At 38.7% G+C, this 12,143-nt stretch carries 12 protein-coding genes; all 12 read right to left on the reverse strand.

The features are described 5' to 3' along the window. Positions 1-184: 184 nt before the first annotated feature. A complete protein-coding gene (gene mfd, locus ABC371_RS05205; protein WP_412895826.1) occupies positions 185-3,721 on the reverse strand; it encodes a transcription-repair coupling factor in 3,537 nt (1,178 codons plus the stop codon). A gap of 128 nt (positions 3,722-3,849) precedes the next feature. After that, positions 3,850-4,080, reverse strand: coding sequence for an anti-sigma-F factor Fin (gene fin, locus ABC371_RS05210; protein ID WP_412895827.1), 231 nt, complete (start codon positions 4,078-4,080; stop codon positions 3,850-3,852). A gap of 99 nt (positions 4,081-4,179) precedes the next feature. Further along, positions 4,180-4,743 (reverse strand): aminoacyl-tRNA hydrolase, encoded by a 564-nt coding sequence (gene pth / locus ABC371_RS05215; protein WP_412895828.1) that lies wholly within the window; start codon positions 4,741-4,743, stop codon positions 4,180-4,182. A 102-nt stretch (positions 4,744-4,845) separates the two neighbouring features. Next, entirely contained in the window at positions 4,846-5,475 is a 630-nt protein-coding gene (locus tag ABC371_RS05220) for a 50S ribosomal protein L25/general stress protein Ctc (protein WP_412895829.1), read from the reverse strand. 111 nt (positions 5,476-5,586) lie between these two features. Continuing rightward, the gene (locus ABC371_RS05225) at positions 5,587-6,540 is read right to left on the reverse strand and encodes a ribose-phosphate diphosphokinase (protein ID WP_116354416.1); all 954 of its coding nucleotides are present in this window, start codon (positions 6,538-6,540) and stop codon (positions 5,587-5,589) included. Positions 6,541-6,558: 18 nt separating this feature from the next. Continuing rightward, positions 6,559-7,938, reverse strand: a complete 1,380-nt coding sequence (glmU, locus tag ABC371_RS05230; protein ID WP_412895830.1) for a bifunctional UDP-N-acetylglucosamine diphosphorylase/glucosamine-1-phosphate N-acetyltransferase GlmU — start codon at positions 7,936-7,938, stop codon at positions 6,559-6,561. Between the two features lie 382 nt (positions 7,939-8,320). Beyond that, a complete protein-coding gene (gene spoVG / locus ABC371_RS05235) occupies positions 8,321-8,611 on the reverse strand; it encodes a septation regulator SpoVG (RefSeq protein ID WP_010285377.1) in 291 nt (96 codons plus the stop codon). Between the two features lie 142 nt (positions 8,612-8,753). Continuing rightward, positions 8,754-9,128 (reverse strand): RidA family protein, encoded by a 375-nt coding sequence (locus ABC371_RS05240; protein ID WP_412895831.1) that lies wholly within the window; start codon positions 9,126-9,128, stop codon positions 8,754-8,756. Beyond that, complete coding sequence (gene purR / locus ABC371_RS05245; protein ID WP_412895832.1) at positions 9,125-9,985, reverse strand: pur operon repressor; 861 nt, start codon at positions 9,983-9,985, stop codon at positions 9,125-9,127. The genes ABC371_RS05240 and purR overlap by 4 nt, the downstream gene beginning before the upstream one ends. Positions 9,986-10,228: 243 nt before the next feature. After that, on the reverse strand, positions 10,229-11,095 hold the full coding sequence (ispE, locus tag ABC371_RS05250; protein ID WP_412895833.1) for a 4-(cytidine 5'-diphospho)-2-C-methyl-D-erythritol kinase: 867 nt from the start codon (positions 11,093-11,095) through the stop codon (positions 10,229-10,231). A gap of 177 nt (positions 11,096-11,272) precedes the next feature. Then, the gene (locus ABC371_RS05255) at positions 11,273-11,461 is read right to left on the reverse strand and encodes a small, acid-soluble spore protein, alpha/beta type (RefSeq protein ID WP_412895834.1); all 189 of its coding nucleotides are present in this window, start codon (positions 11,459-11,461) and stop codon (positions 11,273-11,275) included. Positions 11,462-11,775: 314 nt separating this feature from the next. Further along, the gene (gene veg / locus ABC371_RS05260; RefSeq protein ID WP_116354422.1) at positions 11,776-12,045 is read right to left on the reverse strand and encodes a biofilm formation stimulator Veg; all 270 of its coding nucleotides are present in this window, start codon (positions 12,043-12,045) and stop codon (positions 11,776-11,778) included. Between the last annotated feature and the right edge of the window lie 98 nt (positions 12,046-12,143).

Here is a 12,143-nt window from a genome sequence, read left to right on the forward strand (position 1 = left end):
AATGTACAATTTGTCTGGATTTGAATAAATCACCATTTGTTGTTGAGTTTAGTATCTTACACCATCAAAGTTCTATTCACGATGATCGTGATTTTTCATCAGAGGGAAAATTAACCATACATCAGAACTATAGGTCACTTAGACTTTGGTTCTATTCATCAAATTGTTTAACTAGTCCTAAGAGTTAAACCGCATTTACGTTTTCTTTTTTCACATCTTGTAACCCTTTAACCATATCATAAATTATGCCTAACCATTGGTTTACATCTAGTCCTTTTGTTTGGATGACAATTTTCAACTTACTGCCTTCCATACCAAGACCGACCATTCGACCAAATGTATTTCCTAATTTAAAGATCTTCCCACCGTCAATGTGACTGCTTGCTTCTTCAGATAAAAGAATTGTAATTTCCTGTTTAGACTGTTTAATGGAGATGACTTGCTCCGCTAATGCATAAACCTTTATTTTGGCAATCTTAAATAGATAGTCCACTTCTACTGGGTATTCACCAAAACGATCCACCATCTCTTCTTGAAGTTCTTCTACATCCTCCATTGAAGAGATACCTCGAAATCGCTTATACATATCAATTTTTTGGCGACCATCTGAAATATATGCATCTGGAATATACGCATCCACTTCAACATCAATTTCCACACTCTTTTGTTTTACTGTTGTCGCATCTCCCTTACGTTCCTCAATTGCCTCTTTCAGCATTTGTGAGTATAGGTCAAATCCAACAGAATCAATAAATCCGTGCTGTTGAGCGCCTAAAATATTTCCTGCTCCACGAATAGACAAGTCGCGCATCGCGATTTTAAATCCTGAACCTAGTTCTGTAAATTCCTTGATTGCTTGTAGTCGTTTTTCGGCGACTTCATTCAATACCTTATCCTTCCGGTACGTAAAATACGCATATGCTACACGATTCGAGCGTCCTACACGACCTCTAAGTTGATAAAGCTGTGATAGGCCCATTCGGTCGGCATCTTGTACAATCAAAGTGTTCACATTTGGAATATCGACACCTGTTTCAATAATCGTTGTTGTCACGAGGACATCATATTGCCCATCTAGGAAATTTAAAATCACTGATTCAAGTTCATTTTCAGTCATTCTTCCGTGAGCATACGCAATCCTTGCCTCAGGAACTAGCATGGAGATTTCTTCTGCCTTTCGCTCAATATCCTCTACACGATTATATAAAAAGTATACTTGACCATCCCTTGCCATTTCCCGTTCAATCGCTTCTCTTATTAGTTCACCATTGTATTCAACGACATAGGTCTGCACCGGGAAGCGATTTTCTGGTGGTGTTTCGATGACAGACAGGTCACGAACACCTAGCATAGACATATGAAGTGTCCGTGGGATTGGTGTAGCCGTCAAAGTGAGCACATCTATATTCGCTTTTAATTGTTTGATTTTTTCCTTATGTGTAACACCAAAACGTTGTTCCTCATCAATAATTAAAAGACCTAAATCTTTATACGTAATGTCCTTAGACAAGAGGCGATGTGTTCCGACGGCAATATCAATTGTTCCTGCCTTTAGCCCTTTTATAACCTCTGTTTGCTGTTTCTTGGAACGGAAACGGCTTAGTTGTCCAATTGAAATTGGGAAGTCCTGAAACCTTTCACGGATGGTTTCATAATGCTGTTGCGCCAAAATGGTAGTTGGCACTAGGAAGGCAACCTGCTTTCCATCCATGATCGCCTTGAATGCTGCACGAATTGCAACCTCTGTCTTTCCATAACCTACATCTCCACAAAGGAGGCGATCCATTGGACGCTCGCGTTCCATATCCTTTTTAATTTCATGGATTGACCTCAGCTGGTCCTCTGTTTCTTGATATTGGAAAGAAGCTTCAAATTCTCTTTGCATTTCTCCATCTGGAGAAAAGGCAAATCCTTTACTGGCTTCACGCTCGGCATATAGCTTAATTAGATCTTCCGCAATATCCTGTACAGACGATTCAACTTTCTTCTTAACACGTTTCCAATCAGTACCACCTAGTTTGTAAATCTTCGGTTCCTTACCTTCAGAGCCAACATACTTTTGTACCTGTTCAATCTGATCTACAGGCACGTAAAGTTTATCGTTCCCTTGATAGCGAATATGCAAATAATCTTTGTGAATTCCGTTGATTTCTAATGTTTCAATTCCTAAATACTTTCCAATCCCATGGTTTATGTGAACAACATGGTCCCCGACATGCAATTCAGAATAGCTTTTGATCCGCTCCGCATTTGAAAGCTTTTGCTTTCTCTTGGACTTTTGCATTTTTTTCTTAAAGAGCTCTTCCTCAGTGATGACTGCGACTCGTTGCAAAGGTAATTCAAAGCCATCCTGCAAATCTCCAAGCATGATTTGTGCTTTTCCTAGCAAAATATCTCCATCCGTTTTACTAGGAATTACTTCAATCTCATAGTCAGACAGGACTTGCTCCAATTTTTTCACTCGCTCCTCATTTGAACCGATGAAAATAACAGAGTAATTCCCTTTTTGCCAGCGTTCAAGCTCTGTTTTTAGAACATGCATTTGACCGTGGAAATTTTGCATCTGTTTACAGGACATATTTAAAATGTTCTGTGGACTTGTATGCGGGACATGCCTTAGAAATAGAGATAAATACACATAAGGATTGGTTGATTGTTGAAGAAGCTTTGTAAACGAATGTGACAGAGTCAAATTATGAATGATCTCACCTTTTAATAAAAGACTTATCACCCATTCAGCCTCTTCCTTATCCAGGCTTTCTGCCATCTCCTGGATTCTACTAATTTCATCTAACAACACAATCCCATTATTAGGTAAATAGTCTAGCAAACTAGCAGGCTGGTCGTAGATGAGAGATAGATATTTGAACATCTGCTGCAAAGTTTGCCCATTTCTTAATTGTTCAAGCTCGGCAGAAATATTCTCTACGAACAGTTCCTTTACTTTTTCATCTTTAATCTTCTTTAAGCTTCTCGCTAGTCCTTCTTCTAATGCATTTGCGCCTTTTTCCAAATGTGTTGGCGTTAATAGAATTTCCGTTGCAGGTCCGAGCACAACCTTGTTGATTTTTCCTTGTGATCGCTGATCTTCAAGTGAGAATGTTCGGATTGAATCTACTTCCGTATCAAACAACTCAATCCGTACTGGATTTTCCTCGGTTAACGGGTAGATATCTAGAATTCCACCTCTTACACTATATTCACCAGGTGCTGATACCATTGACACCCGTTCATAACCCATAGCAACGAGCTTTTCCAATGTATCTGCCACTTCAATATCATCACCAACCGTAAAGGTTAGTTGGCTTTCATTCCATAACTTTTTAGGTGGAAGTAACCTTTTTAATCCCGCAATCGGAGCAACAATGACCCCTTTGGATTGGTGGCTCCAATAGTTCAACGCTTCGATTCGTTGCCCTTTTAGTTCAGGGCTTGCGATTCCAATTTCTGATGCGATTAATTCATTTACTGGATAGAGGAAAACCTCGTCTTCATCTAAAAGCGCATTTAAATCTTCATAAATTTTTTGAGCCTGAAACAAATTATGCGTCACAACTAAGATAGGTCGTTTTGTCTGCCTATATAGAGCTGCCGTAAACACAGTGCGAGCAGAACCCGATAAACCAGCAATTAACTGTTCTCGTAACCCCTCATCTATTCCATTTATAATGGATTTTAACTCATCATTATTTCCAACATATTGCTGTAGTCCCTTTAGCAACTCGGTTACCCCCTCTCTAAGTTCGTAATGTTCCCTTTGGTTTAACCGAACTTAGGAATCTCAAGTCTTTATCTTAAAATAAATAGAAAAACGCTTTGGTGTGTGGGCCAAAGCTTTTTCTATTTATTTTATTGAATAAATGATTCATATTGATGAAAATCAGGATTACGCTGTAGTGCTTCCTGACAATCCTCACATATTGTCTTCACATGAATGTCCCCATTTGATTGGTATGAAATCATTTCTTGTCGCTCTTGGTCTGTTAATTGGTGGAACCCGAGACTTTCACTATGTAGGGACAAGCTATCAATGCTACCAACCTTCACACCACAATGTCGACAATGGTAATGTAGTGCCATAAGAATCCTCCTCGTGAGATTACGACTCAAAGTTTACACTTTCTAGTATAAACCGCGAAGAGATTCTTTATTCACCACGACTTACCTTATCATACTATATTATTTCGCATTAAATTCGTTCATTACCTGTAAAAATGGTGTGGATACCCACTTTTCTGCTGCCTCTGCTGACTTTTGAATGGCATCCTGTATATCTTGTGACTCTTCTGGTTGAAAACGTCCTAGGACATAATCTGCTATCTTCATGCCATTTGTTGGACGGTTGATTCCAATTCGAATTCGTTTAAATTCTTGAGTACCTAAATGGTTGATAATGGACTTCATCCCATTATGACCTCCTGCGCTTCCTTTTTCACGAAGCCTGATTTTTCCTACAGGAAGATCCAACTCATCATAGACAACTAGTATATCATCTACTAGAATATCATAATAATCCATAAGTGGTCTGATACTTTCTCCCGATAAATTCATATATGTTAGCGGCTTTAAAAGTAGAACCTTCTCTCCATTTACTAAGCCTTGACCAAATACCCCGTTGAATTTTGCTTTATCTAGCGAGATATGTAATTTGTCGGATAGCTCGTCAATAACCTTAAAGCCGACATTATGTCGTGTTTCCTCATACTGCCTTCCTGGATTTCCCAATCCAACAATTAGCTTCATGTTATTTCCCCCATTTTTTTGAATAAAAAAGCTAGTGTCCCTGTTGCAAAAGGACGTAACCGTTTTGGTTACGTCCAACCTTTTAGTCCTCTATTCATTGCTTTACTCAGATTCGTTTGTTTCTCTGCCTTCTAAATTTTCTGGTTCACCAGGCTCTTGTTCTTCACCTGTACTAATCTCTTCTTCCTGTCTTGGAGCTAGAACCGATGCAACAACCTGAGAAAGGTCCTGGTTTATGGTATATTTACCATTCGTATCTATATCCTCAAGTTTAATAACATCCCCAACCCCTAAATTTGTCACATCCACATCAATGGTTTGTGGTATGTCTGTTGGTAGGGCAGAGATCGATATCTGATGAATTGACTGCTGAAGGACTCCACCATCCTTCACACCCACTGCTTCCCCAACTAAATTAAGATTCACGTCAACCGTTACCTCTGTTGACATATTAACAATTTGAAAATCTGCATGTATGACTTCACTTTTAATTGGATCTGTTTGAATATCATGAAGCATGACTGAATGCTGGTTATTATTAATTGAAAGCTTAATAATCCCATTTCGCCCAGTTTCCCGAATCGTTTTTAAAAAATCTATACTACTTACGAAAATTGGCTGACTTTGATTTGGACCATTTAAAATAGCTGGGATGTTCCCCGCTTGTCTGATTTTCGTAAGTGTTGAATGTTTATCTTTTACTCGTTCTGTCGCTTCTAAAACTGCAGACATGTTATACACCATCCTTGGAAGATTTAGTCATATTACTAAATTTCCCCTAAAGATGATGAAGTAAACCTTCTTTTTTAAAAGAAAAGCCTCTTTTACGATTGTGCATTCGTATTAATCAAATAAGGTGCTGACAGATTGTTGCTCGTGAACACGGATGATTGCTTCACCAATTAATGGAGCAACTGAAAGCTCTTTGATTTTATCAATCTTTTTCTCTTCAGGTAAACGAATCGTATTGGTGACAACCAATTCTTTGATTTTTGAATTTTGGATGCGTTCAATTGCTGGTCCTGATAAGACAGGATGTGTACAGCAAGCATACACTTCTGAAGCACCATTTTCGACTAATGCATTTGCAGCTAATGTAATTGTTCCTGCTGTATCGATAATATCATCGATTAGAATTGCAGTTTTCCCTTCGATATTACCTACAATGTTCATGACTTCCGCCACATTTGGTCTTGGTCGACGCTTATCAATAATCGCAATTGGAGCCTTAAGACGATCCGCCATTTTACGAGCGCGTGTAACCCCACCGTGGTCAGGAGAAACAACGACAATGTCTTCAAGGTTCTTGCTCTTGAAATAGTCTGACAGGATAGGAACTCCCATTAGATGGTCAATTAAGATATCAAAAAAGCCTTGGATTTGTGGAGCATGAAGGTCTAATGTAATCACGCGGTCTGCCCCTGCTGTTTCTAATAGATTGGCGATAAGCTTAGCAGTAATTGGCTCACGTGCACGTGCTTTACGGTCCTGTCTTGCATATCCGTAATATGGCATGACGATATTAATCGTTTTTGCCGATGCACGTCTAAGTGCATCAATCATAATCAATACTTCCATGATATGCTCATTTACAGGTGCACTCGTTGATTGGATGACGAAAACATCACATCCACGAATACTTTCTTCAATGTTAATTTGAACTTCTCCATCGCTAAAACGTGTAACAGAGCATTTTCCAAGCTCGACACCAATCGACTTAGCAATCTCCTCAGCCAAAGGTGCATTCGAATTTAAGGAAAACACCTTTAAACTTGAGTCTCGGTATTCTTTAGACATGATCTAACCCGACCTCCATTAGGAATTTTTCTTTTGATTTAGACGTTCTACATAGTTCTCTTTATTAACCTGACGTGCTCTTGCAATGGCGAGGGTGTCGTTTGGCACTTCACTTGTAATCGTTGAGCCCGCTGCAACATATGCTCCCTTACCGACCGTTACTGGAGCCACAAGATTTGAATTACAGCCAATAAAGGCATTATCTTCAATTTTCGTTAAGAATTTATTTTTTCCGTCATAGTTTACGGTGATAGAGCCACATCCGATATTCACGTTTGTTCCGATCTCCGCATCCCCAATATAGCTTAAATGAGATGCTTTACTTCCCTCACCGAAAACAGCCTTTTTCAATTCAACAAAGTTTCCTACCTTTACTTTATCACTAATTTGTGATGCAGGACGGATATGTGCAAACGGTCCAATTGCTACATCATTTCCGATACTACTATCATGTGCAACTGAATGGCGGATTACTGTTCTTTCTCCAATTTTACAATTCTTAATTTCTGAATTTGGACCAATCTCACAATCAGACCCGATTTCAACATCTCCAATAATCACCGTTCCTGGGTGTATCACTGTGTCTGAACCAATTTTTGAATCTGCTGAAATGTACGTATTGTCAGGATCAATGATTGTAACACCATTTATCATTTGTTGTTTATTAATTCTTTGTTTCATTAGCTTTTCCGCCTGTGACAATGCATTACGATCATTTACTCCAAGCGTTTCTTCAAAAGAAGCTGTTTGAAAGGCAGTTACAATTTCACCTTTGTTTTTCAGAATTTCAATCACATCTGGGAGGTAATACTCGCCTTGTACATTATCATTTGATACATTCGAAAGTGCCTCAAACAACGCTTCGTTATCGAAACAATATGTACCTGTGTTAATTTCGGTAATCATACGTTCTTCTTCTGTTGCATCTTTATGTTCAACAATTCGCTCAACATGCCCTTCTGCATTACGGACAATTCTTCCATATCCAGTAGGATCCGCTGCCACAGCTGTTAAAATAGATGCTTTTGCTCCTACACGTTCGTGCTGATCGAGTAAGGATTCCATAGTTTCTGCTGTAATAAGTGGTGTGTCACCACAAACAACCAAGGTCACCCCTTTTTCATTTGCCAAGTGATCGGCTGCCTGCATAACCGCGTGCGCTGTACCTAATTGCTCTTCCTGAAGGGCATATTCACTTTTCTCCCCAATTTGGGCTTTTACTTTTTCCGCTCCATGTCCAACGACTGTCACAAGCTTTTGAAGGGATAATGTAGAAAGTTGATCCACTACATGCTGTACCATTGGTTTTCCACATACAGGGTGTAGAACCTTGTAGAGCTTTGATTTCATGCGTGTTCCTTGCCCTGCGGCCAAAATTACGCCATATCGATTTGTCATGTTTAGGCCTCCATATCAAATTCGCCTCTGCGATTTTCCATCCAGATTGTTTCGAGTAAACTCGAGAAAATCCCTTTAAAAATCGCATATATCCATCGGCGGCTTTCATTATATCCAGTCGAGGTGTAAACCACGATTAAATAAAATTAACCTTAATATCCATTTCGAATATATCTTAAAAACAGTCCATTTTCAAGAAAACTAACGAAAGTACATGATTTTTTTGATTGGAAATATTTATTTGGGGCTATGTTATTGCGAAGGTAAGTACAACATGCTTGTTAGTAGGGGATTGAACAGCTAGAAAAAATGTAGTTTCTTTTTTATCATAGAAAAAGAGCCTATCGTGTAAGTAGGCTCTTCGATGCTATATACGTTTATTTTAAGATGCCCCTGCTTCTTCAAACTCAACCTCAACTTCACCTAAACGATGATACTCAGCTAGTACTGCATCTTGAATCTTTCCACGCGTACTTGAGTTAATTGGATGAGCGATATCCCGAAACTCTCCATCAGGAGTCCGTTTGCTCGGCATAGCAACAAATAAACCATTGTTGCCATCAATTACACGGATGTCATGAACAACAAATTCATGGTCTAACGTAATTGATGCAATCGCTCTCATTCTACCTTCCGTATTAACGCGGCGTAATCTAACGTCTGTCACTTCCATTCTGTTCACCACCTTTTTAACTATATAAAAACTTAGTTATTCATATTCAACGGAAAATCGGAATCTCCTGCTAAATATTAAATATTTTTTTAAAAAGATTCATACTTTTTTGTGAATGAACAGAATATTAGTGAAAAAAGTCTTATTTTACTAGTGCAATTACTTCGATTTCAACCAAAACATCCTTAGGAAGTCTTGCTACTTCTACAGTTGAACGAGCTGGTTTATGCCCCGCAAAGAATTCACCGTAAATTTCGTTTAGTTCTGCGAAGTCATCCATATTTTTGATGAATACAGTTGCTTTTACTACTGTATCTAATGATGCGCCAGCTTCAGCTAAGACAGCTTGAAGGTTTTTAAACACCTGATCTGTCTGTTCTTTAATTCCACCGCTCACTAATTCACCAGCTGGTGTTAACGGAATTTGGCCTGAACTGAAAAACATATTGTTTAGAACGATTCCTTGTGAATATGGTCCTATTGCTGCCGGAGCCTGGTTTGTTTGAATTTGTCTCATTCCTCTTCCCCCATCTCATCTTCAATTTCAACTTGCTTTAGGTATGATTCATAATTACCTACTGTTACCTTTATTTGTTTTTCCTTCACATCAACATCTGTAAGCTTTACTAAGGATATGTATTCATCAACAAGTCTCTCCTCGACTCCCTCAGACTCGACGAGAACACCAATCCCTTTTAGGTTTGCATTGAATTCTTCAAGAATACTAACCATACCATTCACTGTACCGCCAGCTTTCATAAAGTCATCAATGATTAAAACATTAGAACCTTCCTTCAAGCTTCGTTTTGCCAATACCATCGTCTGGATTCTCTTTGTTGATCCAGAAACATAATTAATACTTACAGTTGAGCCTTCCGTCACTCGATTACCATGCCTTACTATTACCACAGGTACATCTAGGTAAGATGCCACTGCGTATGCAAGAGGGATTCCCTTTGTTGCAACAGTCATGACAACATCAATCTCATGATTAGAATAGATAGAGGCAAAAACTTTCCCGATTTTATTCACAATTCTCGGATCTCCAAGTATATCTGTTAAATATAAATATCCCCCTGGAAGAAGCCGATCTGGGTTGGCTATAACCTCACAAAGCTCCTTAACTACCTCACTTGCTTCTTCTTCCCCGACCATAGGAATAAACTTCACACCACCAGCTGCTCCTGCCACTGTGATTAATGTGCCAATTCCCTGTTGCTCAAAGGTTTGTTTGATAATCGCTAAATCTTCACTAATCGAGGATTTCGCAGAATCATACTTTTCAGCAAAATAAGTAAGAGATACAAGGTGTTGTGGATGTAAAAGCAAGTGATTTGTCATATCAACAAGTCTACTACTCCGTCTAAATTTCATGGCTTGCCTCCAAAAACCGAATGTTTTATTGATAATATACCATTAATGTACGTTATAAATCAAATGCACCTTGGCGTGTGTGCGACCGCTTTTAGACCCACATGAAATGGGTCATAAAGACGTTGCATAGGAAGTGGGTTTTAATCTGAGTTCCTTAGTTTCAAGATAAGGTAAACGCCAAATGATTTATACCTTTTTAACATTCATTCCCCACTCAAAGTAGAGTTCTTTTTTTCTTAAAAGTTACATTTTATTTCGTTCACCTAGCAGTCGAACCGCATAAACCTGGTCGCAAAAGCCACGTAATCCATTATATATTCGATGCATTCTCGATTCTCTTTGGACAAGCCCAAAAACAGTTGGACCACTGCCGCTCATTAAAACGGCATCTGCACCAAATCGTTTCATTTGTTCTTTAATATGAGCTACTTCTGGATGAAGCTTTAACGTTACATCTTCTAAAACATTTCCAACTCGATTGCAAATTCCATCAAAGTCCTTCGTTTCGATCGCACGAATCATCCCATCCACATCCGGATGGTTTATTTGTTCAATGGATAGATTCCGATACACTTCTGCTGTTGAAACACCAATTGTAGGCTTGGCTAAAATGACCCAACAATGTGGAGGTGCGGGTAATTCTGTTATAACTTCCCCTCGACCAGTAGCTAGTGCTGTCCCACCATATACACAAAAGGATACATCTGAGCCAATTTCCGCACCAATTGATGCTAGTTCATCCAAACTAAGTCCTAAGCCCCAAAATTCGTTCAATCCTCTTAAGGTCGCGGCTGCATCACTACTTCCTCCCGCAAGCCCTGCGGCTACAGGGATTGATTTTGTAATCGAAATGACTACGCCTCTTTTTACACCGTATCGTTTTTTAAGTAAATTAGCTGCTTGGTATGCCAAGTTTCGGCTGTCATCTGGTACAAAGCGATTATGAGAGATGACCTTAATCTCATCTCCTTCATAATCGGATAATTCAAGCCTGTCCGATAAATCAATGGTTGTCATAATCATCCGTACCTCATGATAACCATCCTGGCGTTTATGTAAAACATCTAGTGCCAAATTGATCTTCGCTGGGGCCTTAACTAATAATTTCATGTAAACACCTGCTTTAAACGTAAATTCAATATTGCCATTGTACCATAAAGTAAACCTCGTAAAATAGTGATACAAAAGTGTCTGCACTGTTTTTTAAAAAATTGTTCTCCATGACCTTTTCCCTAGAGAATTTTGGATATAAAGAAAGCCGAAGCAACTCTGCTCCGGCGTCGTAGTTCACAATTGGTTTCGCTCTTTATTGGCAAGCTGTTGTTGTCCAACTTCAATTGCACGTTTTACCATATTTCCAGCATCACGTGATCGAATCGCACCCCAACCTTCATTTTTAACGGTATCGTAAAAACCAAGTTCTTTTGCTAATTCTTCTTTAAAGGCTTCTGACATGATACCACGACGTCTTCCCAATAACTACAACCCCTTTCTACATCTACGACATCCATAGTATTTGATTATGAAGGGGTAGTTATATTAACAATTTTTAGGCTTACAGGATGTAGCTCACAAAGACGTGGCGTTCTTAGTCTTTGAACTTATGCTTGAAAAATCCCTTTAAAAAATGGCATGTATTCACCGAAGGCTTAATTTTATTCATTATTTACATATGATATGGGTAATATACCTTCATTATTGAAAATAGGGACTACTAAACAAAAAAAGGGGTACTTTATAAAAAAGTACCACCTTTTTTAGACAAAATAAAAAGCAGCAAACATTTAAGTTTACTGCCCACTTATAGCTACGTTCCCGGATGTCTCATCAAAGAAGGTTAATTGAACGGTTTCTGTAAGGATATCAGCATAGCTGTATGAAACTCGCTCAAAAGAATTCTCATCCTGGTCTAGTTCAATTACAAATACAGAGGGGTACGTTTCAGCGAGCACTCCTGAGCGCTCAATTGTCTTTCTACGACCACCATTAGCCTTTAACGTAAGTCGCTTACCTAAATTAGTATCTAGAGACCGTTTAATATCAAGCAAAGTTTTTGCCATTTCACTCCACCTCACTATGTATTAGTATACCAAAAAAATCACCGAACGTCAAACAAAACTAAAATTATAACAATGATACAAAATACTTGTCAATAAAT

The sequence above is a fragment of the Bacillus jepli genome (genome assembly GCF_047238305.1).
In the GTDB taxonomy this organism is placed as follows: Bacteria; Bacillota; Bacilli; order Bacillales; family Bacillaceae_L; genus Ferdinandcohnia.